The organism is Micromonospora sp. CA-248212, from assembly GCF_050948405.1.
GTDB lineage: Bacteria > Actinomycetota > Actinomycetes > Mycobacteriales > Micromonosporaceae > Micromonospora.
The window spans coordinates 3,819,160-3,845,789 of sequence record NZ_CP192023.1 but is presented as its reverse complement, the minus strand read 5'-3'; the positions used below and the strand labels follow the sequence as shown (position 1 = coordinate 3,845,789).

The following is a 26,630-nucleotide window of genomic DNA, read 5'->3' as shown; positions in this document are numbered from 1 at the left end:
CCACCTACCGCCAAGCGAACGCGAAGCTCGGACGTTTGGCTATCGTCTCCGGCATGGCGATCGATCTCTCCGGCGTCGTCGGCGCGGCCTTCCTCGCGGACGGCCCGGCCGATGGTGTCGACCTCAGCCTGTTCGGGCAGTTCGCGGGCTCCTGGACGCTGGACTGCACCGAGTACGAACCCGACGGGTCGTCGACCGTCCGTCGTGGCGAGTGGCACTTCGGGTACGCGCTCGGCGGGCGGGCGACCACCGACGTCTGGATCCTGCCGGGCGTCGAACACGGCGTCAGCGTGCGGTTCCCCGACCCGTCGGCGGGTGCGGGGGTGTGGCGTTCGACGTGGGTGGGCCCGGCCCGCCGGCGGACACACACCTTCCTGGCGTCCCGGGTCGGCGACGAGATCGTGCTCGACGGCGGTGACCTGCGGTGGACCTTCTCCGACATCGGTGCCGACGAGTTCCGCTGGCGCAACGAGGCGCGACAGCCCGACGGGGAGTGGCGACTCCAGCAGACGTTTCAGGTGTGGAGGTCGTCCTGAACTCGCCAGCACATTCTGGGCCTGAGCTACGCCCCAGCCGTCGCCAACAGCAGCGCCTCCGCGCCGACCGGGCGGAACCCGGCCGCCTGGAAGGCGCGCACGCTGCGGGCGTTGCCGGCCGCCTGCTGTGCCCAGAGCGGTTGCCCATCGGGTACGAGATGTCGGGCGGCCGTGGCCAGCGCCCGCCCCAGGCCCCGGTGGCGGCAGTCCTCGTCGACCTCGATCGCCGTCTCCCAGCGGCCCGCCACGCCTCGGCCCAGCACGACCACCCCGCCGTCGGCGGCCCAGACCCGGACGTCGTCACGACGGCGACGAGCCCGGCCCGCGCGGGCGTGACCGGCGTCCGGGACTTCGGTCAGCCGCAGCGGGGGCGGGCCGGTTAGCGGACTCGCGACGGTCAGCAGGTCGATGGTGTCGGTGCGGCGCCCGGTGCGGTCGAGCAGCGCGACGAGGAAACGCGGATTCATCGTGGCCGCCAGGCCGTCGCAGTCGATGGCCGCCAGCGTGTGGCGTACCCATTCGGGGTCTTCGTTGGTGAACACCACGGAGTGCGCGGTGAACGCGATGACGCCGGCGTCGCGGTGGCACGGCTGCGGTACGACGGTGGTCCCGCCGTCGGCCGGCGGGAACAGCCCGTTCGCTGCCGCTCGCAGGATGTCGGCCAGGGTGCTGCCGGCGATCGTGGTCTCCTCGGTTCGGTGGGAAGCGCCGACGGCCGGCGCGTGACGCGCCGGCCGCCGGGTTGCGCCGATCTCAGCTGCCGGTGCAGGTGGCGGTGGTGCCGCTGCCGTTTCCGGTGCCCTGGAAACCAAAACTGGTGCTCTGGCCTGCGGCGAGTCGTCCATTGTAGCTCTGGTTCGCGACGGTGACGGTCCCGCTGCTACCGGTCGCGACACCGTTCCACAGCGAGGTGATTGAGGCGCCACTGGGCAGGTTGAGGGTGACCCGCCAGCCGCTGAGGGCGGTGCTTCCGGCGGTGACGGTGACGTTGGCGACGAAGCCGCCGTTCCACTGGTCCTGCACGGCGTAGGTCGCGGTGCAGGCGGCGCCCGTCGGCGGCGGCGTGGTCGGCGGCGGCGTGGTCGGCGGGGGAGTCGTGGGCGGCGGCGTGGTCGGCGGCGGAGTCGTGGGCGGGGGAGTTGTGGGCGGCGGCGTGGTCGGCGGCGTGTCGCCGTCCAGCGTCAGGTTCTTCTGCTGGACCGTCCACTGGGTACGGCACAGGCCGCAGTTGGGCCCGACGAAGTTCGCGCCGGCGGTGGTGTCGCCCTTGAGCCGCCACTTGAGGTAGAGCACCGCGACGCGGCCGAACTCGCCGCCGTTGGTCTGGTCGTACGTGCCGCCGTGCCCGACGTTGAGGTTGCCCATGAAGGCGGGCAGCGTGGACGGCAGCTTGCCCCAGTCGTCGATGGCGTTCGGGTAGGCGATGTCGCTGGGCCCGCCGATGATGTAGGCGATCGGCTTGGTCAGTCTCCTGAGCTGGTAGTCGTCGGCGTCGTTGAGCAGGCCGCTGCTGAAGATCCCGGTGGTGGTGACGCGCGGGTCGTTGGAGACGGCGTACGCCTCCAGCCCGCCGCAGGAGAAGCCCGCGACCGCGACCTTCGTCGTGTCGATCTTGTTGAAGTATTTGCTGCCCTGCCGGGAGTTCTCCGCGATGGCCCAGTCGATGGACTGGGTGAGCATCTGGGAGTTGGTGGAGCCGGAGCCGTTCGGGGCCCCGTTGGCGATGGCGAGGAAGCCGTGCGAGGCGATCTCGCGCAGGAAGTTACCCTGCGAGAGGCCGTTGGCCGAGCAGCCGCCGTTGCCCCAGACGAAGATGGGCAGGCGCTCGGACGGAAGCGTCTGCGGCCGGAAGATGGTGTGGTTGGTCAGGCTGGCCGAGGTCTCGTAGTCGGCGGGGTAGGGGCCGGAACCGCCCACGGCGGCATCGGCCGGCGTCGCGCCGAGCGTAATGATCATCGAGGCGATCGGCACCACGGCGGCCGCCAACCCCGCGTAGATCTTCGATCTTCTTCTCATGCGCGCCTCCAACGGATGTCACGGTGGGGCTCCCCGCGGCGGCGGTGGCGGCGGTACGTTCGCGCGGCGAGCGCAGGCCACGGGCCAGGTCGATAGGTACGTGTCGACCACCCGGCGGGGTCCCCACAGGCGATCCGATGGGAGCGGTGTGCAGTTACTATCACTGCCGCAACGAAAAGTGTCAATGTCTGGAGAGGTCTCAACGCCGGCTTCGGCGTGCCGGCCCGATGCCACCCGACCCGGCCGTCGGGAGGTCCTCCGAGGCCTCGAAGTGGGTGATCCACGCGGCGGCGTCCGGCCAGTGCGGTGTCGCCACCTCGACCAGCCGCGCCTGCGCGAGCGCGCCGAGCGCGGAGTGGATCTCCAGGAAGGTGTCCCTGGCCTCCTGGCGGGGCCACGGCTTCGGCAGCAGGTGGTCGGGCAGGTCCGGGTCGATGTCGGCGAACCGCCGCCAGGAGTCCATGGCCGAGGTCCGGGCCACCAGCGCCCGCGCCGCGTCCACCTCGTTGTCACGTACGGCCGCCCGCAGCGGCGCGTACCGCCGGATGAAGCGCGAGTACTCCGACGCGAGAGCGGCCAGGTCGTACGCGCCGGCCGGACCGTGTGGTCCGGACTCCTCGTCGAACCGGACGTGCATCACCGACCACCGGGCGCCCTCGACCTGGTCCAGCAGCTCGCTCAGCGCCCCCTGCGCCGGCGCGGCGTCCGATCCCGGCCGGATCCACACGCTGTCGTACAGGCCCGCGAAACGTAGCGCGCCCAGTGTTCTGCGTACGGCGTGCCGCGACGCCTGCCCGGAAGTCGGGATCGAGAAGGAGGCCAGCACCCAGTCGCCCGTCCAGTGTGGTGGCCGAGCGCCGAACGTCAGGAAGTGCCGCATCCGCACGCGATGCCGGGCGATCGCCTCGGGCGTCAGGTGGTAGACCGGGGGCCGTCGGCTCGCCCTCATCGCGATCAGGCCCCGCTTGACCAGTCGGGACAGGGCGGCACGGGCACTGGACTGGCTGACCCCGAACTCCGCGAGGATCGCGATGACCGCCGCCGACGGCAGGTCGGCGTCCGCCGAGTCGAGATACTCGCCGAGTACCGTCGCCAGCAGGTGCTGCGGGCTGGACCCGGTCTGCGCTCGGGGAGCTCGCACGTCATCACCGTTCACCTCACCAGATTGCCGCACCGGGCGGTGTGCAGCCCGTCAGGTCAGCGCGGCCGCCCTGCGCAGCAGCACCGATCGTTCGCGCTGGTTGGCGCAGAGCCCGGTCGCCGCCTCCAGCTCGGCGCGGGCCTCCGCCCGCCGACCGAGCCGGGCCAGCAACTCGCCGCGTACGGTCGGGACCAGATGTGATCCGGGGAGTCGGCCGGCGGTGACCAGCTCGTCCACGATGGCCAGCGCCCGCGCCGGACCGGAGGCCATGGCCACGGCGACGGCCCGGTTGAGCTCGACGACCGGTGACGGCGCGACCCGGCTGAGCGCGTCGTAGAGCCGCACGATCCGGGTCCAGTCGGTCGCCTCCACCGACGGCGCCGACGCGTGGGTGGCGGCGATAGCGGCCTGTAGACCGTAGGGGCCGAGGCGACCGGTCGATGCCCTGGCCAGCGCGGCCAGCCCCCGGCCGATCGCGGCGGCGTCCCACCGCCGTCGGTCCTGATCCTCGAGCAGGACCGGCGTGCCGTCCGGGCCGACCCGGGCCGGGAAACGCGCGGCCGTCAGCTCGCACAGCGCGAGCAGGCCGTGCACCTCCGCCTCGTCGGGCTGGAGCGCCGCCAGCGCACGGGCCAGTCGGATCGCCTCGTACGCGACGTCCGGGCGCAGCAGGTGGTCGCCCGACGTGGCCGTCGACCCCTCGGTGAAGATCGCGTACAGGACGTGCAGCACGCCGCCCAGGCGTGCCCGGCGCTCGCCGGACGGCGGCAGCTCGAAGGGCACCCCGGCCGCCGCGATGGTCTTCTTGGCGCGGGTGATGCGGGCCTGCACGGTCGGCACGGGCACGAGGAACGCGCGGGCGATCTCCTCGCTGGACAGCCCACCGACCACGCGCAGGGTCAGCGCCACCCGGGCCTCGGGGGAGAGCACCGGGTGGCAGCTGACGAACATCAGGGCGAGGATGTCGTCGTCGATCCGGTCGGGGTCCACCTCCTCGTCCAGCGCCGAGCCGACCGCCGTGTCGGTCGCCAGGAGGGCGTACCGCTCGCGCAGCGCGCTCCGGCGGCGGATCGTGTCGATGGCCCGTCGACGGGCCGTGGCCATCAGCCAGCCGGCCGGATTGGCCGGGGACGCGCGCGGCCACGACACCAGCGCCTCGGCCACCGCCTCCTGGGCGGCGTCCTCGGCCAGCCCGAGATCGCCGGTGAACCGGGTCAGCGCGGCGACGATCCGCGCCGACTCGACCCGCCAGACGGCCTCGACGTCGGCCGTACCCATCAAATCTCGCCGTCGTTCCCGCTGCCCGCCGGGACCTCGTCGGCCTCCGCCACCCGCCGGACCTCGATCTTGGACCCGCGGACCGCCGGGACGCGTGTGGCCCACTCGACGGCCTCCCGCTTCGAGTCGACGTCGAGCAGGAAGTAGCCCCCGAACAGTTCCCTGGTCTCGCCGTACGGGCCGTCCGTGACCATCGGGGCGTCGCCGCCGAAGTCCACCACGACGCCCTGGCCCGGATCGTCCAGTCCTTCGGCCGCGAGGAGGACGCCGGCCTTCAGCATCTCCTCGATGAACTGGCCGGTCGCGGCCATCGCCTCGTCGATCGACGCCATCATGGCCGCGTTCGACTCGTCGGTGCCCCGCATGATCAGCATGTACTTCGCCATTGCCCTCTCCTCCTTCGGCGGGGTCGCCGCTCGCCCCTCGCGCCTCTTCGTCGAACGAGCTGACCGCGCATCGACACCGTCGCAGAGAATTCTCCGACGGTGCGGCGCGGACTCGCGCCGATGCCGCGAAGCGGGCCGTCACAGGTGGTCGACGCGGACGGCGACCCTGCTCGACCTCGTCGGCGGCGTCCCCGGACGCCACCGCAATGCCGCCGGATGGACGCCCGGACTCCGCTCGGCTCGACCGCCCTTATGAAACAGGACCCAACGCCCAGGAGGGACGCCAGGTCGGCGCGGGCAGCGGCGTCAGCCCCGCGCAGTGGTCGAGCACCGCGCGTAGCCCCGGGTGCGGGTTCGCGCGGCGCAGGAGGAGCGAGAGCGGGTACGCGAGCGTCGGGCGCGCGATCGGGATGCGGCGCAGGTCGTGCGTCGCCGGCCAGAGGTACCTGTCGCGCGCGCCGACCAGGGTCGCCACGTCGGGGGATTCGGCGAGGACGTCGAGGAGCACCTCGTTGCCGAAGTTCGGCCCGGCGGCGTCGATCCGTAGGTCGAAGGCCTCGGTGAGCTGGTCGTAGAAGTCCGCCCACTCGCTGTGCGGCGCGATGCCCGGCACCCAGATCCGGTGCCCCCGAAGCTGGGCCGGCGTCAGCGTGCGCGCGGCGGCGAGCGGGTGCCGTGGGCCGACGAGCAGTTCCAGCGCCGAGTCGAAGGCGTGGACCATCCGCACGTCGCGCGGCAGCGTCGTCGGATCGGTGACGGACCGGAACGAGGCGTCGACGTCGCCCGCCTGGATGGCGGCGACCGCCTCGCGCGGGTCGTTGACCCGCAGTGTCACGACGTCGAGGTCGGTCTGCGGATGGGAGCGCCAGTAGTCGTGCAGGACCACGGCCTGCGCGGAGCGCAGGCCGAGAACGTCGATCCGCAGGGCCCGCGAGCCGGGCCTGATCGCGGCGACCGCGCGGTCCACCCCGGCGACGATGCCCCGGGCGTGCGGGAGGAACGCCTGGCCGTCGAGTGTCAGCTCGACCCCTCGGGGGGTACGCGTGAACAACCGGACCGCCAGGGCGCGTTCGAGCGCCGCGATCCGCTTGGAGATCGCCTGCTGCGTCACCCCCAGCTCGTCGGCCGCGTGCTGCAACTGCCCGAACTCGGCCGCCCGCACGAACGACCGCACCGCCTCGGTATCCACCGGCTCATTATGCCCATCCACAACTGCTGGTTGTGGCTCGCGGGATCCCAGTTGTTTGCTTCCGCGCGGGCGCGAGAGTTGTGCTGCCCCCGGATGTCGGTGGATTCGGGAGGGTCGCATGCGGGGGCGGTTGGGGCGCGATTTCGGTTGGCTGTGGTCGGCGTACGCCGCCAGCACGTATGGCACCTGGCTCGCCTTCGGTGCGTTTCCGCTGATAGCGGTCCGTGTTCTGGACTCTTCGGCGGTCGCCGTGGCGGTGCTGGATGCGGCCGGTCTCGCGGTCGCGGCGGTGGTGGCCTTTGCCCTCGGGCCATGGGTCGAGCACCGCGCGAAGCGACCGGTGATGATCACGATGGACCTCGTCCGCTTCGTCGCGATGGTCAGCGTCCCGGCCGCGTACGGCCTCGGGCTGCTGTCGTACGGTCAACTGCTGGTTGTGTCGATCATCTCGGGGACTGCGGGCATCGCCTTCTCCGCCGCGTCCGGGGCGTACCTGAAACATCTGGTGCGTGGCGCGGACCTGCTGGCGGCCAACGGGCGGTTCGAGGGCACGGCCTGGGTGGCGACCGCGGCCGGGCCGCCCCTGGGTGGCGCGCTCGCCGGGCTGCTCGGTCCAGTCGTGACCGTCCTGGCCGACGCCGTCAGCTACCTGCTGTCCGCGTTCGCGATCCTGCGTGTGCGGGGCGGCGACGTCGCCACACCTCGTGGCCGCGCTGCGGGGCTGCGGCCCGCCGACCTGCTGCACGGGGGCAGGCTCATCCTCGGCGACGGCGTCCTGCGCGGGCTGTTCCTCAACTCGATTCTGGTCGGTGGCCTCATCATGGCCACCGCGCCGCTGCTGGCCGTGCTCCTGCTGGGCCAGTACCACCTGCCGGCGTGGCAGTACGGCCTCGCCTTCGGCATCCCGGCGCTCGGTGGGCTGCTGGGCGCCCGCCTCTCCGCGCGCCTCGTGAGCCGCCACGGCCGACACCGGGTCATGATCCTCTTCGGCTGGCTGCGTTCGGTCTTCCCACTCGGTCTCGCCCTCGTCCAGCCGGGTGTGCCCGGACTCGTCACCGTGATCGTCGTCGAGGGACTGCTGATCACGTGCATGGGAGTCTTCAATCCGATCTACGCGACCGAACGCCTGCGCCGGGTCCCCGCGGGTCACGCCGCGCGGGTGCTCAGCACGTGGAGTGCCGTCGGCAAGCTCCTGCAGGCTGCCCTGATGGTGGGCTGGGGTCTTCTCGCCACGCTCACCAGCCCGCTCGCCGCGATCACGCTCTCCGGAGTCCTGCTGCTTGCCACCCCGCTGTTGCTGCCCAGCCGGACACCGTCGGTGGCCCCCGAGGCCAGTACGTCCGGGCGCGACGTCCGGGTCGGGTGACCTTCCGCGGACATCCGCTTTATATTCCCGAACGTCGATGTTAACGTTCACTTAACGTCGTCGTCTGCCAGTCGACATGGTCGTCGGCAGTGACCCGGGGATCGGAGAACGCTTATGACCACGTCCGGCAGGGTGCTTGGGCTGCGCACGGTGGCGGTGCTGACGGGGTGCGCCCTCGCCACCGCGGTCCCGGTGGCCGCGTCCGCGTCCGCGACGACCATCACCGTGGCCGCCGACGGCAGCGGCACCTACACGACCGTGCAGGCGGCGATCGACAGTGTCGCGGCGAACAACGGCGTGCCGGTCACCATCACCATCAAACCCGGCACCTACCGGGGCGTGGTCACCATTCCCGCCAACAAGCCCTACCTCACCCTGGTCGGCGCCGGCAGTTCCGCCGCCCAGGTGGTGATCGTCGAAGGGCATGCCTCCGGCCAGACCAAGCCCGGTGGCGGTACGTACGGCACGTCCGGCAGCGCCTCGGTCTTCGTCAACGCCAACGACACTACGATCAGGAACCTGACCATGTCGAACGACTTCGACGAGGCCGCCAACACTCTCGACGCCGAGCAGGCCGTCGCTGTCAACACCTCGGGCGACCGGGTGCAGTTCGACAACGTCCGCGTTCTCGGCAACCAGGACACCCTGCTGGTCAACGCGCCCAGTGTCAGCTCGGTCCGGCGTCTCTACGTCCGAAACTCCTACGTGGAGGGTGACGTCGACTTCATCTTCGGGCGGGGCACCATGGTCTTCCAGAACGGCACCGTGCACTCGCTGACGCGGGGCTCGTCGTCGAACAACGGCTACCTCACCGCCGCGGCCACCGACATCAACAACAAGTTCGGCTTCCTGTTCTGGGGAACCACCCTGACCAGCAACGCTCCCGCCAGGACCGTCTACCTGGGCCGGCCCTGGCACCCCAGCGGCGACGTGAACGCCCGCGGTCAGGTCCTCTACCGGGGCGTCACGATGGGCGCGCACATCCGCACCGACCCGTGGACCGACATGTCCGGCTTCTCGTGGCGGAACGCCCGGTTCGCCGAGTACGGCAGCACCGGGCCCGGGGCCGTCATCAACGCCAACCGGCCGCAGATGAGCGCCTCCACCGCCACCCAGTACACACCCACCGCCTACCTGGCGGGTACCGACGGCTGGAACCCGATCCGATGACGACGATCCGTTCCCTGCGTACCGCGGCCCTCATCGCGGTCGCCGCCGGGGTGCTCGCCGCCGGCCTGCCGGTGCTCAGCGCCCAGGCCGCGGCCGGCGACGGCACGCCGGCCGACTCGAACATCAGCTTCGTCGGCCGGTGGAACAGGACGAACGCCTCGGCCTACGTGCCCTACTGGGCCGGCGCGTACCTGCGCGTCGGGTTCACCGGCCGAACGGTGAAGCTCCGGCAGCGCAACACCATCCAACTCTGGGCGAGCATCGACGGTGGGGCGTTCACCTCCTTCACCGGCTCCGGCACGATCAACCTGACGCCGACCGCGCTGGCGGCCGGCAGTCACACGCTGATCGTCAGCTACCGGCAGGTGGCCGGCTCCTACACCGGTGACGCGGTCTTCCAGGGGTTGATCCTCGACTCCGGCGCGCGCACCTTCGCGCCACCGACCCGCCCCAAGCTGGTCGAGTTCGTCGGCGACTCGATCACCGCCGGGGCCACGAGCAGTCAACTCGCCGTGACGGACTACGGCTTCAAGGTCGGTGAGCGGCTCGGCTACGACCACACGCAGATCGCGATCGGTGGCATGTGTCTGGCCGAGACGACCGATGGGTGCTGGGCGCAGGAGACGCGCTACTGGATGTCCTCCGGTGGCCAGGTCGGCACCGACCCGTGGGACTTCTCCCGCTACACCGCCGACGGCGTGGTGATCAACCTGGGGACCAACGACAAGAGCCACGGCGTGAGCGCGGCCGCCTTCCAGACGGCGTACACCACCTTCCTGACAAGGATCCGGGCCAGGTTCCCGAACGCCAAGCTCTTCGCCATGCGGACGTTCATCGGTCGGTACGCGACGGAGACGGAGGCGGCGGTGCGGGCGCGCAACGCCGCGGGCGACGCCAACGTGTTCTACCTGGACACCACCGGCTGGCTGCCGTCGGGGGGCCTGAGCGACTCGGTGCACCCGAACGACGCCGGCCACCAGGCCATCACCGACCGGCTGGCCCCGATCCTCAGCGCACGACTGAACACGACCCCGGCCCCGACGACGCCGCCGCCGACGACGCCCGCGCCGACCACGCCGCCCCCCACGACGCCCGCGCCGACCACGCCGCCGCCGACGACGCCCGCGCCGACGCCTTCCGCGGGCGCGGCCTGCGCGGTCACCTACCGCAAGACCGGTGACTGGGGTACGGGCGCCCAGTTCGACGTGACGCTCAACAACACCTCCACCGTCGGAATCAACGGGTGGACACTGACCTGGTCGCTGCCGGGCAGTCAGCGGATCACGCAGTCCTGGAATGCCACGGTCACCCAGTCCGGCGCCGCGGCCACGGCGGTGAACGTCGCCTGGAACACGGTGATCCCGGCCGCCGGTTCGACCAGCTTCGGATTCATCACCGACAGCCCGCTCGGCGGAGCGACCGGCTTCGCCCTCAACGGCTCCCCGTGCGCCGCCGTCACGTGATGGCGAGCGCCTCCGATCGAGGCAGGAGTAACCCGATGACGGTTCGCCGATCGCGTCTCGTGGTTCTGGCGGCAACGGTCCTGACCGTCGTGGCCGGTGGGCTCGGCATCGCCACCGCCCAGGCCGCCACCCCGGCGTGCGCTGTCGACTACCGGGTCACCAGCCAGTGGACCGGCGGGTTCGGCGCGGATGTCGTCGTCACCAACCTCGGTGACGCGGTGACCAGTTGGAGCCTGGCGTGGAGCTTCGCTCCCGGGCAGGGCGTGACGCAGGCGTGGAACGCCACCCTCACGGTCACCGGCTCGGCGGCCACCGCCACCAACGTGAGCTACAACGGTGCCGTCGGCACCGGCGCGTCGGTCAACTTCGGCTTCACCGGCTCGTGGAGCGGCAGCAACCCGGTGCCGTCGTCGTTCTCGTTCAACGGCACCACCTGTGCCGGTCCACCGGCACCAACACCCACCGCGCCGACGCCGTCGCCCACCGCGCCGTCGCCGACATCGACGCCATCCCCGGCGCCGACACCCTGCACCGGCCCGAGCACGCCGCCGGCCAGCCCCTCCACGTCACCGACGCCCGTGCCGACCAAGGTGTGGATGGCGGGCGACTCCACGATGATGAACGCCAGTTCCTGTCCGATCGGCTGGGGCAGCCAGTTCGCGTCCTACCTCACGTCCAACGTCACCGTGCAGAACAGCGCCGTCGGCGGTCGCAGCATCCAGACCTGGCTGTACGAGGGCAATGTGACCTCCACCAAGAACTCGGCCGGCGAGTGCGCGCTCAGCTCGACCGCCTACAGCGCGCGATGGTCGGCGATGCTGGACAGCGGCAGTGGCTTCAAGGCCGGGGACTACCTGATCATCCAGTTCGGCATCAACGACGGTGACTCGGCCTGCCCGCGACACGTCGGCGCCAACCGCTTCAAGGAACTGCTCGGCGTGATGGCGACGGCCGCCAAGGCCAGAGGGGTGAAGCCGATCTTCGTCACCCCGGTCGCGGCGATCACCTGCAGCGGCAACACCGCCGTCGGCAATCGCGGTTTCGTCACCGAGACGACGGCCGCGGCCGCCGCCAACGGTGTACCGGTCATCGACCTGCACGCCAGCAGCGTGGCGCTCTACAACTCGCTCCGGTTGTGCCCGAACAACGGTGACTACTCGACGGGCGCGGTGGGCGCGTTCTTCTGCAACGACCACACCCACTTCGAGACCGCCGGGGCCAGACAGATCGCCGGCCTGGTCGCCACCGCCCTGCGGGCGCAGAACATCCCACTCGCTGCCTACCTGAGATGACAGCCACCGCTTTGCTGATCGGGCCGGCGCGGTGGCCGGATCACGCCTAGGGCCTGTTTCATAAGAACTGGTCGGCCTGCGGCGGGCCCGGACGACGCCCGGCGGCGTCGAGGTGTTCCTCACGATGGGCAGGATGCCCGAGCAGCAGGTCGACACCGCGGTCGACCCGAGCATGATCACCTCGATCATCAGGTCGTCACCGCTGGCGTAACGCCGGGGCGTGACCATTGCGCGGTGGGGCGGCCGTTGAGACGCCACGGGTGCCCGGTGACCCGCGGCCAGCCTTCCGGCGAGTTCTCCCAGTTCTCCTGCCGGCCGTACACGGTGAGGTCCAGCGCGTGGTAGGTGGTCATCAACGCCTCCACGCCCCGCCCGGTGGTCCAGTAGGTCTCGTAGACGTTGTCGCCGTCGCGCAGGTAGCAGGCGATGAACCCGAAGTCACGACCGTCGGCCAGAGCCGGGTCGGAGTCTCTCGCCGAATACCAGGGAAACGGGTAGCCCATGAACTCCGCGAACGGGGCACTTTCGTCGTAGGGGCCCTGGCAGAACACGGCGTAGGTGACGTCCCGAGCGTGCAGGTAGTCCAGCGTCTGCATGTGACAGGTCGAGAAGGTGCACCCCTCACACTGGTGCTCGTACGGCTTGTCGTCGTGCCACATGTGGAAGTAGGCGATGAGCATCCGGCGGCCCTCGAAGACCTCCACCAGCGGGGTGTCCCCGCCGGGGCCCTGGACCGTCACCGTCGGCATCAAGGTCATCGGCAGCTGACGGCGAGCGGCTGCGATCGCGTCCCCTTCGCGGGTATGGGCCTTCTCCCGGACCAGCAGTTCGTCGCGCTCGCGCAGCCAGGTCTCCCGGTCGACGACCGGGGGCGCGGCGGCGCTGAAGGCGGGGGTTGCCGTCATGGCGTTCTCCTTAGTAGGTGAGGATCGGTTACAGGTACAGACGACCGAGTCGGCGATCGTCATCGGCGACCGATGACGGATGGGGTCTGCGGTCGTCAGTACAGTGGTGAGGATCATTCAGCCCCGGGGAAATCAGATGTCCGACTCGACCGACGAGCAGGCGGTCTGGCTGCAGCGCGCCTTCGACGAGCACCGGCGCGAGCTACACGTGCACTGCTACCGCCTCGCCGGGAACGTCACCGACGCGGACGACCTGGTGCAGGAGACATTCCTGCGTGCCTGGCGGGCTCGCGACCGCTTCGAGGGTCGGGCGTCGGCGCGCACCTGGTTCTACCGGATCGCCACGAACGTCTTCCTCGACAGCCGCAAGGCGGCCGGTCACCGGACGGTACCGTCCGGGGATCCGCTGGAGTGGTCCACCGAGCTCGGTCCCTATCCGGACGCCCTGCTGGCCGACGATCCGCAGACCGGTCTCGCCGCCCGGGAGACCGTCGAGCTGGCCCTGATAGCCGCGCTCATGTACCTGCCGCCACGGCAGCGGGCGGCCTTCGTACTGCGCGACGTCCACGGCTGGACGCCGCCGGAGATCGCCGCCGCGCTCGACACCGCCGTGGCGGCCGTCAACAGCCTCCTCCAGCGGGCCCGCCACACCCTCCGCGGGCGCGCTCCGTCGGACCCACAGGACTGGCGCCGCCCGCAGCTCACCAGCGAGGACGAAGAGATCCTGCGCCGCTACGCCAACGCGAAGGACCCGGAGACGATCCGGTCACTGCTCGCCGAGGACGTACGGATCACGATGCCGCCCGAGCCGCCGGTCGTCGGGATCGACGCGGCCGCCGAGTTCCTCGGCCGACCGCTCGACTGGCGTACGTTCCCCACCTCGGCCAACGGGCGCCCGGCGCTGATCAACTATCTCCGCCGGCCCGGCAGCCCGCACTACGAGGCGTTGGTCGTCGACGTACTCCGGATCGAGAACGGGAAGATCGTAGAGAGCAACGCCTTCATCGGTGCCCGTCACGTCGCCGCCTTCAGCATGCCCGCCACACTCGAGCCCTAGGTGTTCTGTCCAGAGAGGTTGGGGAGGCGGCTGGCGGGTGGGCCGCCCTCATGATGTGCCACCGTCCACATCGGCTTCAACGAGGGCCCGACTGCTATCGTCCAGCACCGGAATGACGATCATGGTGGATGTGGGGAGTTGACGGGGATGCGTGGGAAGCCGAGCACGCGGTTGGCGGGTGCCCTGGTCATGGTGCCGACGACAGTGGCCCTCGTTCTGGTCGGCACCGCCTCGGCGGCGTCGGCGGCCACGGGCACGCCGAGCGGTGCGCCGCCGGCGGCCAACGGTGTCGACGTGTGGTGCGTGTCGACGACCGGCGCCAAGGCGTGCTTCGCCGCGTACGGGGACCGGGTCTGGGTGAAGGACACCAAGGCGAATGGCGCACCCGCCGCCGGCACGATCCAGGGACCGGACTGGAGCCGGCAGTGCATCAACAGCAGCGGCGCGGACGCCGGCTGGGTCATGTGCAACTTCGACGTGCCGGAGTACGACGAGGGCCTGCTGTGGGCGGTCAACAACCCGTTCATCGGCAACGAGAGCAGCACGGAGATCTACACCAGCGGCCCGATCTGACGCCGGCGTTCGCGTAACGAGCCCCGGTCCGTCAGACCAGCGGCGCCTGCGCGGATCGGCCGCCGTCGCCGGCCGCGCGGACGCCCTCGGGAGCGGTGATCGGGGCGGTGATGATCCGGCTCGGCAGCACCGGCGCGTCCCGACCCGTGCCCCGGAGCGCGCCGCCGGTGGTCGACTGTTCGTGGTAGTCCTGCTCCACGTTGACCGACCAGATGTCGTGGGCGCTGCCGGTGACGATGTTCTCCACGGTCAACATCGCGGTGAGCATCGAGTGGTCCTGGTTGTTGTAGCGGTGCATGCCGTTGCGTCCCACCGGGTGCACGTTCGGCACGGCCTCGGCCAGCCACGCCCGGATCACGTCCACGTTGTGCTGGTAGCGCTCGTCGTACACCGGATAGGCCTTCGGCATGCGCACGACGTAGCCGGCCTCGACCACCCCCGGGCGAACCAGGCCCAACCGCTGCAGCTCCGCGGTCGCGAGGGCCACCAGGTCGGCATCGGCGGTACGCCACATCTCGTCGTCCTCGAAGACGAAGTACTCCAGGCCCAGGCAGGTGCGCCCGTCCTTGACGAGGTACGGCGACCAGGAGCCGAAGTTCTGGATCCGGCCCACCCGCACCGCGGGATCGTGCACGTAGATCCAGTTGTCGGGGAACGAGAACTCGGCCGGCACCACCAGGGCGACGGTCAGGAAGTCGCGGTAGCGCAGGTCGGCGGCGCAGGCCAGCACGTGCGGGGGCGCCGGCGGGCGCAACGCCGCGACCAGCTCCGAGATCGGCATCGACGAGATCACGTCGTCGGCCGGCTCGGTACGCTGCCCGCCCGCGCCGTTGACCGTCACGCTGATCGCCCGGCGTCGCTTCGGGTCGCGGTGCACGGCGGTCACCCAGGTACCGGTCGACACCTCCCCGCCGCGCTGGCGTACCTGGTCGGCGCAGCGTTCCCACATCATCCCCGGCCCGTACTTCGGGTACTGGAACTCCTCGATCAGGCTGGTCACGTCGGTGCGGCGGCGTCCGGGCAGCACCGCGTTGCGGATCGCCGTGGCCAGCGACAGGTTCTTGATCCGCTGCGCGGCCCAGTCGGCCCGCAGCCGGTCCGCGGGCATCCCCCAGACCTTCTCGGTGTACGTCTTGAAGAAGATCGAGTACAGCCGCCAGCCGAACCGGGCCGACACCCAGCCCTCGAAGTGCGACTGGTCGCGAGGTGGGCGAACCCGCGCCCGGGCGTACGAGGCGAGGCACCGCACCGCCTCCGGCAGACCCAGGTTGCGCAGCGCGTTCGACGGGCTCAGCGGGTAGTTGAACAGGGCGCCCCGGTAGAAGATCCGACTCATCCGGGGCCGGGTCAGGAAGTCCTCGTCGGGCAGGATCTCGTGCCAGAACGCCTCCACCCGGGGGACCTTGGTGAAGAACCGGTGTCCGCCGATGTCGAAGCGCCACCCGTCGCGTTCCACGGTCCGGCTGATCCCGCCGACCACCTCATCGGCCTCGAAGACCTGGACCGGCCGCCCGTGCCGGAGCAACTCGTACGCCGCCGTGAGCCCCGCCGGCCCCGCGCCGATGACCACCGTGCCGTGTTGCTCGCTCATGCCGCCGAACTCCCTGTTGCTGGTCGAGGCGGCCCGCGTACCCGTTATGACCGGGATGTCACCTCTGGTCCTGGTGGGTTTCTCCTCCGGCGAGGTCCGCCGGGGCGTACAACGGGGAGGGCGGCAGGCGGTTCGGCGGACCGGGGGAGCGGGGCGGATGCACCGGTGGCGGGGCGGCCGGCGGCGCGCGACGGCGCTGGTCCGGGCGGGCGCGCGACTGGTCCGCCGGGTGCCGCCTCCCTGGCCGTACCTGATCGGGCTCTTTCTCGGCGCGAAGCTGCTGCTGACCCTGCTCGGCCTCCTGGTCCTGCACGCCTGGGACGGCATCCCCGGGGCGCCACCGCCGGACGAGGCGCTGATGTGGGCGCAGCAGCGGGAGATCTCCGGGCACCGGTGGATCTCCTTCTGGTTCGCCTGGGACGCGCTGCTCTACCTGCGGCTGAGCGAGCTGCCGCTGACCGGGCGACCGTGGGGGGACTTCGGCTTTCCACTGCTCTACCCCTTCCTCGCCCGGCCGGTCGGCGCGCTGCTGGGCGGCGACAACGCGCTGGCCCTGCTGTTGATCAGCAATGTCGCGTTCCTGGGCGTCCTCGGGTACGGCTACCGGCTGGCCGAGCTGCTGTTCGCCGACGCCGACGCGGCTCGTCGATTCACCCGCTACCTGGTGCTCCTGCCGACGGCGTTCCTGTTCCAGGCCGCGCTGACCGAGTCGCTGTTCGTCTGCCTCGCGCTGGCCGCCTTCTACTACGCCGAGCGTCGCCGGTGGCTGGTGGTCGGCGTGGTCGGCTACTTCCTGGCGATGAGCCGGTCTCTCGGACTGCTCGTCGTCCTGCCGTTGGCGCTCGTGCTGCTGCGCCAGCACGACTGGCGGCTCGGTCCGCGTGCCCTGCTCGGATACCTGCGGACCGGCTGGCCGTTACTGCTGCTGCCCGCCGGATGGTTCACCTTCATGGCGTTCTGCAAATGGCGGGGCGGGGACTGGTTCGCCTACCAGCACGCCCAGAAGGCCGGCTGGGGGATCGAGACGCAGAACCCGCTTCCGGTGGTCCTGGGCGGGCTCACCGGCGAGCCGCGCGACGCCGCCCGGGTCCTGTTCGCCCTGGTCGTGTTGGCCGTCCTGGCCGCCGGGTTCCGCCGTCGGGAGCTGCCCTACCTGGTCTACGGCGTGCTGATGGTGGTGGTGCCGCTGTCGCTGGGCCCCGCCGTCTACAAGAGCCTGCTGCGCTACCTGCTCGCCGCGTTCCCGGTGGCCCTCGTGCTGGCCCGCTGGGCCCGCCGGGCGAGCGTCGACGGGTGGCTGACGGCGGCGCTCGCCCTCGTGCAGGGCGCGCTGTTCGTGCTCTGGCTCACCTACTGGACCCACATGATCATCTGATTGGACGGACGTCGGTCGGGGCAGGATGAGGCGATGACCGAGCCACGGGTACGCCTCGACGACCTGGGCGCCTGGCTGATCAAGGGCAACGCGGACACCGTCGACCTCGCCACCCGCTTCGCCCGCGAACCCCTGGTGACGAGCTGGTGCGTACGCCCCGGCTACCGCGCCCGGCTGATGCGGACCGGGCAGCCCGTGGTGTTCTGGGCCAGTGGCAGCCGCGCCCGCCTGCCGTACGGGGTGTGGGGCGTCGGCCGGGTCACCGGGCCGGCCGAGCCGGGGCCACCGGGGCGACCCTGGTCGGTGCCCGTGGAGCTACCCATCCTCGCCGAGCCGGACCGGGTGCCCCGAGGCGTGTTGCGCGCCGACGACCGGCTCGCCGCTCTGGAGGTGCTCCGACAGCCGCAGGCGGCCAACCCCTCGTACCTGACGGTGGCCCAGTTCGCCGCCCTGCGGACGCACCTGCCGGTCTAGCACCGGCGACCCTGTGCGAGCCTGGTACCCGTCGTCGCCAACTTCGGGGGAGGCCCGGTGTTCGCCCTGGCGCTGAACGAGGATGTCGAGCTGCGCGCGTTGGACCCCTGGCGGGCCGAGGAGTTCCTCGCCCATCTCGACCGGGCGCGGGATCACATAAGTCCCTGGGTGGCGCCGTCCTTCGTCGCCACCGACCTGCCGTCGGCCCGGGCCGTGTTGCAGCGCTACGCCGACCGCTGGGCGGCCGACGCTGGCGGCATCTGGGGCCTGTGGTGGCGCGGCACGCTGGTCGGCGGGGTGATGTTCGTGTCGTTCGACGTCACGGTGGGCCTGTGCGAGGTCGGCTGCTGGGTGGAGCCGGCGGCGCAGGGCCAGGGCTTCGTCGCCCCCGCGATTCGGCGGATCGTCGACTGGGCGGTGCGGGAGCGCGGCATCCACCGCGTCGAGTGGCGGACGAACGCCGCAAACGTCCGCAGCATCGCCCTGGCCCGCCGGCTGGGCCTGCGCCACGACGGCACCCTGCGTCAGGTCTACCCGGGCATGGACGGTCGCGTCGACCTGGAGATCTGGTCGGTGCTGGCCGACGAGTGGCGGGCCGCGTCCGTGCCACCACCCACCGTCCACTGACGACGACGGATTTCTGTCGTACCCGGGCGGCAGCATGCATTCATGGCCATCCCCGCGCTCACCCCGCATCCCGACCCGCCGCGCTCCGTGCCGCTGCGCGAGGCGCGCACCCGGTTCAGCCAGCTCGTCGCGTTGGCCGAGCTGACCGACGCGGTCACCGTCGTCACCCGCGACGGCGATCCCCGCCCGGTCGCCGCGATCGTTCCCGCCGCCGCGGCCCGCAGCGCCGCCCAGGCCCGCGCCGACGCCGACCGGCTCGCCGCGGTCACCGCCGGGTGGGCCCGCCGCCTCGACGAGCAGCACCGTCGCAGCAGCCAACGGCACGCCGCCGAGCTGGGCGCGGTCCGCGCGGCGCTGGCGGAGGTGTGGGCCGAGCTGGACCGCCGGGTCGTCCCGGGCAGCGACCCGACGCTGGCCCGGCTGCGCGCCGCGCACGCCGACCTGCTGGCCGACTGACCTCCGCTTACCGGGGCCGGTGGCGACTCGCGCCCGGTCCGGCCTGGCCCTGCGCACCGTGCGGCGGCGGCTCGCGCCCGGTCCGGCGGCGGCTCACGCCCGGTCCGGCGTCGGCCTGGGCGCCGTGCGGCGGTGGCCGCACACGGTCCGGCCTCGCCCTGTACACCCCGAGGCCGGCAGAGCGGGCACGGTCCGTTCGTCGTGCGGCGGGGTCAGCTCGTCGCCGGGTAGGCGTGGGTCTCGGTCGCCTTGACCGCCACCCAGATCCGTTGGCCCGGGATCAGCCGGAGCTGGGCCGCCGCGGCCGGCGTGACGTCGGCGGCCACGCCGACCGGTCCGTCCACCTGCACCCGCACGTTGTCGCCGTGGCGCTGGACGCCGCTCACCGTGCCCGCCCACGTGTTGCGGGGGCTGCCGTCAGGTCGCGACGGGTGCAGGGCCACCGCCGCCGGGCGGAACGCCACGAACGCGTCGCCGTCGAGCCGGTCGGCCACGCTCAGGGTCAACTCCGGCGCGACACGTACGCCGTGGCCCTCGGCCCGACCCCGGTAGAGATTCAGCCCGACCAGCCGTGCCACGTAGTCGGTGCGCGGGCGGGCCGTGACGCTCGGGCCGTCGCCCTCCTGGACGACGCGCCCGCCCTCGACGATGACCAGGCGGTCGGCCAGCGCCAACGCGTCCAGCGGATCGTGGGTGACCAGCACCGTCGCACCCGGGTGCGCGGCCAGGTGGCGGTGCAGTTGCGCGCGGGTCTCCAGGCGCGTACGGGCATCCAGGGCGGCCAGCGGCTCGTCGAGCAGCAGCAGCGACGGTCCGACGGCCAGCGCGCGGGCCAGCGCCACCCGCTGCGCCTGCCCGCCGGAGAGCTGGCGGGGCTTGCGGTGCGCCTGGTCGGCGAGGCCCACCCGGTCGAGCCAGCTCCGCGCGGTGGCCCGTGCCGCCCGCCGGTCGACGCCGTGCCGGCGCGGCCCGAACGCCACGTTGTCCAACGCGTCAAGGTGCGGAAACAGCAGGTAGTCCTGGAAGACCACGCCGATCGGCCGGCGCTCGGTGGGCACCCAGCCCCGGCTCGCCGGCCGGTCCAGGTCGACACCGTCGAGGGTGACGTGCCCGGCGGTGAGCGGGTGCAGCCCGGCCAGGGCGCGCAGCGCGGTGGTCTTGCCGGCCCCGTTGGGCCCGAGCAGCGCGACGACCTCACCCGGTGCGACCCGCAGCGGTACGTCCAACCGGAAGGCGCCCCGGTCGACGACCAGCCGGGCATCCAACAGCGGCGTGGTCACGGGCTGGTCGTTGGGCGGTGGCGGGGTCACGGGCCTTTCGTTGGGTGGCGGCGCGGTCACGGGCTTCTGGTTGGGCGGTGGCGTGGTCACGGGGCCGCCATCCAGCGGTCGCGCAGCGCGGCCAGGATGCCCACCGAGACGATCAGCAGCACCAGGCTGAGCACGATGGCCGACTCCAGGTCGGTCTCCAGCGCCAGGTAGACGGCCAACGGCATGGTCTGCGTACGCCCGGGATAGTTGCCGGCGAAGGTGATGGTGGCGCCGAACTCGCCGAGTGCCCGCGCCCAGCACAGCACCGCGCCGGCGGCGATCCCGGGTGCTACCAGCGGCAACGTGACGTGCGTGAAGGTCGTCCACCGGCTGGCCCCCAGCGTCGCGGCGGCCTCCTCGTAGCGGTGGTCGGCCGCGCGGAGCGCGCCCTCGACGGCGATGACGAGGAACGGCATGGCGACGAACGCCTCGGCCAGCACCACGCCGGCGGTCGTGAACGGCAGGGTGACGCCGAACGTGGCGTCGAGCCAGCCGCCGAGCAGCCCGCGTCGGCCGAAGACCAGCAGCAGCGCCACGCCGCCGACCACCGGCGGCAGCACCAGCGGCACGGTGACCAGGGCGCGGGCCAGCCGGCGGCCGGGGAAGTCGACCCGGGCCAGCAACCACGCCAGGGGCACCCCGAGCAGCAGGCAGAGCAACGTGGCCAGGGTCGCGGTCTGCACCGACAGGCGCAGCGCCGTCAGCGCCCCCGGCGCGGTGAGCCGCTGCGGCAGCGTCGCCCACGGCGCCCGGACCACCAGCCCGGCCAGCGGCAGGACCAGGAAGAGCAGGCCCAGCCCGGCCGGGATCAGCAACGCCGCCGGCACCCTCGAACGACGTCGCGAGGTGGTGGGCTCGTGGACCAGGCTCACGACGCCGCCTGGAACCCCGCCTCGGCGAGGACCGCCTGTGCCGGCGTCGAGCGGACGTACGCGACGAAGGCGCGCGCGCCCGCCCGATTGGGCGCGTTCTTCAGCGCGACGATCGGATAGTCGTTGATCGCCCGAGCGGACTCGGGGAACTCGACACCCGTCACGTCGGCGCTCGCGGCACGGGCGTCCGTGCGGTAGACGAGGGCCGCGTCGACCTCGCCGAGCTTGACCTTGGCCAGCGCACCCTTGACGTCCTGTTCGAGGGTGACCGGCGTCAGCGCGACGCCGGCCGCGGTCAGGGCGGTACGCGCCGCCGCGCCGCAGGGCACCTGCTCGGCGCAGAGCGCGACCTTCACGCCCGGACGGGCCAGGTCGGCGAGACCGGTCACGCCCTTCGGGTTGCCGCTGGGCACCGCGACCACCAGTTGGTTGCGGGCGAAGACGAACGGCGCGCCGTCGGCGTCACCGGCCTGCGTCACGGTCGCCATGTTCTTCGGCGCGGCCGAGGCGAAGACGTCCGCCGGAGCGCCCTGGGTGATCTGGTTGGCCAGGGCCGAGCTGCCGGCGAGGTTGAGGGTGACGGTGACGCCCGGGTTGGCGGCCTCGAAGTCCTTCGCGATGCGGGTGAACGACTCGGTCAGCGAGGCGGCGGCGAACACGGTCACCGTGCCGCTGACCCGACCGTCCCGGGTGTCACCCCCGGTCGCCGGGTCGCCGGCGCGGTCGCAGCCGGCCGTCGCCAGCACGGCCACCGCCAGCGCCAGCGCCACGAATCTGGCCCGAGGCCTCATCCGTTCCCCCTCGCTCCGGCCGGGGCGGTGGGCGCGGCCCGCTCCACCACCACGGTGGTCGACTTGATGACGGCCACGGCGACCGAGCCGACCCGCAGGTCGAGCTCGTCGACCGCCTCCCGGCTCATCAGCGACACCACCCGGAACGGGCCAGCCTGGATGTCGACCTGGGCCATCACCGTGTCCTTGCGGACGTCGACGACGATGCCGCGCAGCCGGTTGCGCGCCGAGGAGAGCTCGGCGCCCGCGTCCGGGTCGGCGGCCTGCGCCCGGGCGAACGCCGCGAGGTCGACGCCGTAGATGATCCGGTGGCCGTGCTCGTCACGCCCGGCGGGCAGCCGCCCGGCGTCCACCCATCGGCGGATCGTGTCGGCGCTGACGCCGAGCAGGTCGGCCGCCGCGCCGATCCGGAAGGTCGTCACCGGAAAACCATAGCCGCCGCATCTGCGAGGAAGAAGAGCCAAACAGGGCCGATTCTGCGTACGCGTGCGCGGTTTTCGATCGCAGTTGCGATAGGGCTCAGCTGGCCCGGGTGTCGTACGTCGCGCGGTTGGCGAACACGTCGTCCATGTGGGTCTCGGCCCAGGCCTTCAGGCCCCGCACCACCTCGTGCAGGGAGAGGCCCAGGTCGGTGAGCTCGTAGGTGACCGTGACGGGCACGGTCGGCTCCACGGTGCGCGTGATCAGACCGTCCCGCTCCAGCGAGCGCAGTGTCTGCGTGAGCATCTTCTGGCTGACACCGGCGAGCTGGCGCGACAGTTCCGAGTAGCGCATCGGCCGGGGTTCGCCGGCACAGTCGGCACCGGACTGCGGCGAGCCTGCGCCGCGGAGCGCGGCCAGCACCAACGTGACCCACTTGTCCGCGATCCGGTCGAGCAGCTTGCGGCTCGGGCACTGCGCCAGGAACGCGTCGTACTCCGACTTGGCCTGCGCCCTCTTCTGGGCCGCCGTCGCCGTCGCCATCGCCCTGCTCCTTCCTGAGGGTGAGTTACGCACTTCGAGGTGCCTACTTTCCATCAGGAAGTTACCCCCTGATAGTTGGTTCCGGTAACAGTGCGGCACCGGCGCCCCGCGCGGTGCGATGCGAAAGTCAGAGGTAGCGAAGATGGCTTCCCACTCTCTCCCCGGCGGCACCTTCCGGCTGGGCGACCTGGACGTCACCCGGTTCGGCTACGGCGCGATGCAGCTCGCCGGCCCCTGGGTCATGGGACCGCCGGCCGACCGGGACGGCGCGCTCGCCGTGCTTCGCGAGGCCGTCGAACTGGGCGTCACCCACATCGACACCGCCGAGGCGTACGGGCCGCACGTCACCAACGAGCTGATCCGGGAGGCGCTGCACCCGTACCCCGAGTCGCTGCACATCGTGACCAAGGTCGGCGCGATCCGCGACGAACAGGGCGGATGGCCCACTGCCCGCGACCCGCAGAGCCTGCGCCGGGCTGTCCACGAGAACCTCCAGACGCTCGGCCTCGAACTGCTCGACCTGGTGAACCTGCGGCTCGGCAACGCCGAGGGCCCCGAACCCGGGCCGGTGGCGGAGGCGCTCGACGCGCTCGTGGACCTTCAGCGGCAGGGCCTGATCCGGCACCTCGGGGTGAGCAACGCGACGCCGGAGCAGGTCGCCGAGGCGCAGTCGATCGCGCCGATCGTGTGCGTGCAGAACATGTACAACCTCGCGCACCGCCAGGACGACAAGATGATCGACGCGCTCGCCGACCAGGGCGTCGCCTACGTGCCGTTCTTTCCGTTGGGCGGCTTCAGCCCGTTGCAGTCCGCCGTCCTCTCGGCCGTCGCCACGCGGCTGAAGGCGACACCGATGTCCGTCGCCCTCGCCTGGCTGCTGCGGCGGTCGCCGAACATCCTGCTGATCCCCGGCACGTCGTCCGTGGCACACCTGCGCGAGAACATCACGGGCGCGGCCCTCGTCCTGTCCGACGACGACCTCGTCGAGCTGGACACGATCGGACGCTGACTCAGGAGTTGGGGCGGGGATGGCCCTTGAGGTGTCTGCCCAGCTCCCGGGCGATCTCGCGGTTGGCGTCGCGCTCGGCGAGGGACTGCCGCTTGTCGTACGTGCGCTTGCCCTTGGCCAGGGCCAGTTCGACCTTGGCCCACCCGTTGTCGAAGTACATCGACAGCGGCACCAGCGTCACCCCGCCCTCGCGGACCTTTTCCAGGATCTTGCCGATCTCGGAGCGGTGCAGCAGCAGCTTGCGGTTACGGCGGGGCGCGTGGTTGGTCCAGGTGCCGTAGCGGTACTCGGCGATGTGCAGCCCGTACAGCATGATCTCGCCGTCGCGCTCGTGCGCGAACGCGTCCACGAGCGATGCCCGCCCCTCGCGCAGCGACTTCACCTCGGTGCCGACCAGCACGATGCCCGCCTCGTACGTGCGCAGCACGGTGTACTCGTGTCGCGCCTTCTTGTTCGAGGCGATGAGTCGGCGTTCGGGCTTGCGGGACGGGCTCACCCGGCGACGATATCCGGCCGCCGCCTCAGTCTCCCGTCCGGCGCTCGGCACGCAGCCGCGCGGTCAGGTCCCGTACCGCCTGCCCGAACTCCTCCTGCGACTCGCACGGCAGGTGAGCGAGGATGGGTGGCGGCACGCTGTCGCTGGGCGGGGGCACGAGCCCCTGCGGGTCGGTCAACCGGCGGTCCACCGTCGCCTCCGGCCCGGTCGACGGCCCGGTGTCCCCGCACCGGTGCGGGGCGAAGATCCACCCACCGATCGGGTCGGTGTCGCGCCACAGGTTGACCCAGCGCCAGCCGATGCGCTCGCCGATGTCCCGGAGCGACCCCGGGTTGACGTAGGCGGGGAACAGCCGCGAGTACAGCCGACTCAGCGGTGACCCGTAGGTCAGCAGGGCGACCCGGTCGGTGACCCGCCGTGGCAGTTGCAGCAGCGTGGCCGTGAGCAGCACCGATCCGTGACTGTGCCCCGCCAGCAGGACGCCCTCGCCCTGGTCCACGAGGTAGGTGATCCGCTTGGCCAACTCGGGCACCGCCCGCTCCGCGTAACAGGGTGGCGCGAAGGGATGCGCTCCCCGGGGCCAGAAGGTGCCCAGGTCCCACAGGACGCCCACGTACCGGCGGAACCCGGCCGTCCGGTAGGCGAAGAACCCACCGATCACGAGCCCGATCAGGATCGCGGCGATCGCGTAGTTGCCCGCCCCGATGAAAAAGTTGACGAAGCTGTCGGGCACACCGAGGTACGCCTGGAACAGGTCGCCGGGATAGAGCTGCAACAGGCCGAGCAGGCTGGTGGCCAGCCCAATCGCGGCGAATGCGGCGTAGACCACGGCGAGGGGTTCCACGCGTTCGGTGAACCGGGCCCGGGCGACCGCCTGCTCGACCCGTCGCAGCCGCGTCGCCGCCTCCGGCGGCGCGTCCGGGTAGTCGGCGGCCACGATCGCCCGCGCGGCCCGCCACCGGCTGGCACGGGTCGCGACGGTGACCAGCACGCCCACCAGCACCGCCGCGGCCACCGCCAGGAAAAACCCGAAGATCGCCCATTTGTACGCCAGCGGCGGGCCGAACGCGAACCGGCTGACGTGCCGCCCGTCGCGGTCCAACACGTCCGCCACGCGGTAGACCAACTCGGCGGAGAACGCGACCGCGAGTCCGGCGGCGACCGTGACGAAGACCGGCGCGCCCAGCGCGCGCAGCCGCGGGAGCCGTTGTCCGTCGGCACGCCGTCCGCCGCCGCGCGCCCAGAGCGCCGTCGCCGCGAGGATGACCAGCAGGAAGGTCTGGCTGACGAACAACCAGGCCACGGTGGCGCTGTACCCGGGCAGCATCTCGCTGTGCGGCCAGGGCTCGCCACTGGCCAGGGTGTACGCGATCACCAGGATCGTCAGGCCACAGGCGATCGTACGGAGCCCGCGCGTGACGCTCTCCAGCCCGGGCACGAAGCTGGTTCGGTCCATGCCGCTCACCTGGGTCAGCAGGACCAGGCAGGCGAGCAGCACGACGCCCGTAGCCACCGCCAGCGCCACCCGCACCCACGAGGAGTTCTCGCTGTCCCAGGCGGCCAGCAGGCTGCCGTCCAGCGTGGCGAACGCGGCCGCGACGTGCACGGAGCGCAGCCGTCCCACCACCGGCGTGCCGTCCCACTGGCCGACCGCGCTCAACTGCGACACGGACGTCTCCTGGACCGCCCCGGTGCGGAAGGCGTCGAACGAGTGGCTCGGCCGAGCGGACAGCCGCCACACGATCCCGATGGCGGCGACCGGCACCAGGGCCAGCACGCCCAGGCGTACGCCGGGCGAACGCCCGCCGAGCCAGGACAGCCAGTTGCGTCCGTCCAGGCAGCTCGGCGTGCCCATGCACCGCCAGGCGACGAGGTCCACCGCCACCCCGACGATGGTGAGCACGTAGAGCATCGTGAGGGTGAGTGCGAGCACCCGACCCAACGCGACGAGGGCGTGCTTCGCCGAATCGTTGGCGGGGCGCATCCAGAGCGCCACGTTGCAGAGCATGAACGGCAACAGGAACACCAGCGACAGCGTCCGTACGGCCGTGCCGGAGGGCAGGTCGTTCCAGCGGTACGCCTCCAGCGTCACCCCGTCCGTGCCGGTCGAGTCCGGGTAGCCCGGACGGGGGCGGTAGAACCCGCCGCTGCGGTCGCCGGCCACCTGGTGCACGAACGGCCGGTTGAGCACCCGGTCAGCGCCCGCCCCCGAGACGCCGTGCACCCGCAGCTCCACGATCCGACCCGTCTCCGGTCCGGTCGGCGACGCGTCCGCCATGGGCCCCCCGAGGTGT

Annotated in this window: 27 protein-coding genes; 12 read left to right on the top strand and 15 right to left on the bottom strand. The window is 71.9% G+C overall.

The window, feature by feature from the left end:
- Positions 1-53 precede the first annotated feature (53 nt).
- The gene (locus ACQP03_RS18460) at positions 54-536 is read left to right on the top strand and encodes a hypothetical protein (protein WP_357117983.1); all 483 of its coding nucleotides are present in this window, start codon (positions 54-56) and stop codon (positions 534-536) included.
- Positions 537-562: 26 nt separating this feature from the next.
- Here ACQP03_RS18460 and ACQP03_RS18455 read toward each other — a convergent pair whose 3' ends face one another.
- From ACQP03_RS18455 to ACQP03_RS18430, 6 genes are all read right to left on the bottom strand, one after another.
- On the bottom strand, positions 563-1,216 hold the full coding sequence (locus ACQP03_RS18455) for a GNAT family N-acetyltransferase (RefSeq protein WP_433461184.1): 654 nt from the start codon (positions 1,214-1,216) through the stop codon (positions 563-565).
- 73 nt (positions 1,217-1,289) lie between these two features.
- Positions 1,290-2,552 (bottom strand): cellulose binding domain-containing protein, encoded by a 1,263-nt coding sequence (locus ACQP03_RS18450; protein WP_357117986.1) that lies wholly within the window; start codon positions 2,550-2,552, stop codon positions 1,290-1,292.
- Positions 2,553-2,751: 199 nt separating this feature from the next.
- Positions 2,752-3,693, bottom strand: a complete 942-nt coding sequence (locus tag ACQP03_RS18445) for a PaaX family transcriptional regulator (RefSeq protein WP_357394612.1) — start codon at positions 3,691-3,693, stop codon at positions 2,752-2,754.
- A 51-nt stretch (positions 3,694-3,744) separates the two neighbouring features.
- Positions 3,745-4,971 carry an RNA polymerase sigma factor gene (locus tag ACQP03_RS18440; protein WP_433457664.1) on the bottom strand — a complete coding sequence of 409 codons (1,227 nt, stop codon included), beginning with the start codon at positions 4,969-4,971 and terminating at the stop codon, positions 3,745-3,747.
- A complete protein-coding gene (locus ACQP03_RS18435; RefSeq protein ID WP_357394615.1) occupies positions 4,971-5,357 on the bottom strand; it encodes a YciI family protein in 387 nt (128 codons plus the stop codon). The genes ACQP03_RS18440 and ACQP03_RS18435 overlap by 1 nt, the downstream gene beginning before the upstream one ends.
- Before the next feature lie 250 nt (positions 5,358-5,607).
- The gene (locus ACQP03_RS18430; protein ID WP_357394618.1) at positions 5,608-6,546 is read right to left on the bottom strand and encodes a LysR family transcriptional regulator; all 939 of its coding nucleotides are present in this window, start codon (positions 6,544-6,546) and stop codon (positions 5,608-5,610) included.
- Positions 6,547-6,664: 118 nt separating this feature from the next.
- Here ACQP03_RS18430 and ACQP03_RS18425 point away from each other — a divergent pair, with 118 nt between their 5' ends.
- From ACQP03_RS18425 to ACQP03_RS18410, 4 genes are all read left to right on the top strand, one after another.
- A complete protein-coding gene (locus ACQP03_RS18425) occupies positions 6,665-7,912 on the top strand; it encodes an MFS transporter (RefSeq protein WP_357394621.1) in 1,248 nt (415 codons plus the stop codon).
- Positions 7,913-8,026: 114 nt separating this feature from the next.
- On the top strand, positions 8,027-9,082 hold the full coding sequence (locus tag ACQP03_RS18420; protein ID WP_363660322.1) for a pectinesterase family protein: 1,056 nt from the start codon (positions 8,027-8,029) through the stop codon (positions 9,080-9,082).
- Positions 9,079-10,545: a cellulose binding domain-containing protein gene (locus ACQP03_RS18415; RefSeq protein ID WP_363660321.1), complete on the top strand. Its 1,467-nt coding sequence runs from the start codon at positions 9,079-9,081 to the stop codon at positions 10,543-10,545. Before ACQP03_RS18420 ends, ACQP03_RS18415 begins: the two co-directional genes overlap by 4 nt.
- A gap of 35 nt (positions 10,546-10,580) precedes the next feature.
- On the top strand, positions 10,581-11,837 hold the full coding sequence (locus tag ACQP03_RS18410; RefSeq protein WP_363660320.1) for a cellulose binding domain-containing protein: 1,257 nt from the start codon (positions 10,581-10,583) through the stop codon (positions 11,835-11,837).
- A 188-nt stretch (positions 11,838-12,025) separates the two neighbouring features.
- On the opposite strand, the gene ACQP03_RS18405 is transcribed toward ACQP03_RS18410, so the two are convergent.
- A complete protein-coding gene (locus tag ACQP03_RS18405) occupies positions 12,026-12,742 on the bottom strand; it encodes a DUF899 family protein (RefSeq protein WP_357118016.1) in 717 nt (238 codons plus the stop codon).
- A 136-nt stretch (positions 12,743-12,878) separates the two neighbouring features.
- On the opposite strand from ACQP03_RS18405, the gene ACQP03_RS18400 reads away from it, so the two are divergent.
- Both ACQP03_RS18400 and ACQP03_RS18395 read left to right on the top strand, forming a co-directional pair.
- Positions 12,879-13,799 carry an RNA polymerase subunit sigma-70 gene (locus tag ACQP03_RS18400; RefSeq protein ID WP_357118019.1) on the top strand — a complete coding sequence of 307 codons (921 nt, stop codon included), beginning with the start codon at positions 12,879-12,881 and terminating at the stop codon, positions 13,797-13,799.
- Positions 13,800-13,946: 147 nt separating this feature from the next.
- The gene (locus ACQP03_RS18395; RefSeq protein WP_357169736.1) at positions 13,947-14,372 is read left to right on the top strand and encodes a hypothetical protein; all 426 of its coding nucleotides are present in this window, start codon (positions 13,947-13,949) and stop codon (positions 14,370-14,372) included.
- Positions 14,373-14,403: 31 nt separating this feature from the next.
- Here ACQP03_RS18395 and ACQP03_RS18390 read toward each other — a convergent pair whose 3' ends face one another.
- Positions 14,404-15,963 (bottom strand): NAD(P)/FAD-dependent oxidoreductase, encoded by a 1,560-nt coding sequence (locus tag ACQP03_RS18390; RefSeq protein ID WP_433457659.1) that lies wholly within the window; start codon positions 15,961-15,963, stop codon positions 14,404-14,406.
- Between ACQP03_RS18390 and ACQP03_RS18385 the strand changes: the two genes are divergently transcribed.
- The 4 genes from ACQP03_RS18385 to ACQP03_RS18370 are packed head-to-tail and all read left to right on the top strand — an operon-like array spanning position 15,962 to position 18,895.
- The gene (locus ACQP03_RS18385) at positions 15,962-17,338 is read left to right on the top strand and encodes a hypothetical protein (protein ID WP_433457657.1); all 1,377 of its coding nucleotides are present in this window, start codon (positions 15,962-15,964) and stop codon (positions 17,336-17,338) included. The two genes, ACQP03_RS18390 and ACQP03_RS18385, sit on opposite strands and share 2 nt — an antisense overlap.
- Positions 17,339-17,371: 33 nt before the next feature.
- Entirely contained in the window at positions 17,372-17,812 is a 441-nt protein-coding gene (locus tag ACQP03_RS18380; RefSeq protein ID WP_357169745.1) for a hypothetical protein, read from the top strand.
- Between the two features lie 57 nt (positions 17,813-17,869).
- Positions 17,870-18,439: a GNAT family N-acetyltransferase gene (locus ACQP03_RS18375; RefSeq protein ID WP_433457655.1), complete on the top strand. Its 570-nt coding sequence runs from the start codon at positions 17,870-17,872 to the stop codon at positions 18,437-18,439.
- 42 nt (positions 18,440-18,481) lie between these two features.
- Complete coding sequence (locus ACQP03_RS18370; RefSeq protein ID WP_357169751.1) at positions 18,482-18,895, top strand: type II toxin-antitoxin system prevent-host-death family antitoxin; 414 nt, start codon at positions 18,482-18,484, stop codon at positions 18,893-18,895.
- Positions 18,896-19,107: 212 nt separating this feature from the next.
- On the opposite strand, the gene ACQP03_RS18365 is transcribed toward ACQP03_RS18370, so the two are convergent.
- The 5 genes from ACQP03_RS18365 to ACQP03_RS18345 form a co-directional block, all read right to left on the bottom strand.
- Positions 19,108-20,175, bottom strand: a complete 1,068-nt coding sequence (locus ACQP03_RS18365) for an ABC transporter ATP-binding protein (RefSeq protein WP_433461183.1) — start codon at positions 20,173-20,175, stop codon at positions 19,108-19,110.
- 86 nt (positions 20,176-20,261) lie between these two features.
- Positions 20,262-21,077: a molybdate ABC transporter permease subunit gene (gene modB / locus ACQP03_RS18360; RefSeq protein WP_433457653.1), complete on the bottom strand. Its 816-nt coding sequence runs from the start codon at positions 21,075-21,077 to the stop codon at positions 20,262-20,264.
- Positions 21,074-21,868, bottom strand: coding sequence for a molybdate ABC transporter substrate-binding protein (gene modA / locus ACQP03_RS18355; protein WP_433457651.1), 795 nt, complete (start codon positions 21,866-21,868; stop codon positions 21,074-21,076). Before modA ends, modB begins: the two co-directional genes overlap by 4 nt.
- Positions 21,865-22,290 (bottom strand): TOBE domain-containing protein, encoded by a 426-nt coding sequence (locus ACQP03_RS18350; protein WP_433457649.1) that lies wholly within the window; start codon positions 22,288-22,290, stop codon positions 21,865-21,867. Before ACQP03_RS18350 ends, modA begins: the two co-directional genes overlap by 4 nt.
- A 97-nt stretch (positions 22,291-22,387) precedes the next feature.
- Positions 22,388-22,831: a winged helix-turn-helix transcriptional regulator gene (locus tag ACQP03_RS18345; RefSeq protein WP_357118050.1), complete on the bottom strand. Its 444-nt coding sequence runs from the start codon at positions 22,829-22,831 to the stop codon at positions 22,388-22,390.
- Positions 22,832-22,973: 142 nt separating this feature from the next.
- Between ACQP03_RS18345 and ACQP03_RS18340 the strand changes: the two genes are divergently transcribed.
- Positions 22,974-23,840, top strand: coding sequence for an aldo/keto reductase family oxidoreductase (locus tag ACQP03_RS18340; protein WP_357118053.1), 867 nt, complete (start codon positions 22,974-22,976; stop codon positions 23,838-23,840).
- Between the two features lies 1 nt (position 23,841).
- Here ACQP03_RS18340 and smpB read toward each other — a convergent pair whose 3' ends face one another.
- Together smpB and ACQP03_RS18330 are read right to left on the bottom strand one after the other, a co-directional pair.
- Entirely contained in the window at positions 23,842-24,336 is a 495-nt protein-coding gene (gene smpB, locus ACQP03_RS18335; protein WP_357118056.1) for an SsrA-binding protein SmpB, read from the bottom strand.
- Between the two features lie 25 nt (positions 24,337-24,361).
- Positions 24,362-26,614 (bottom strand): hypothetical protein, encoded by a 2,253-nt coding sequence (locus tag ACQP03_RS18330; protein ID WP_357169757.1) that lies wholly within the window; start codon positions 26,612-26,614, stop codon positions 24,362-24,364.
- Positions 26,615-26,630: the final 16 nt, after the last annotated feature.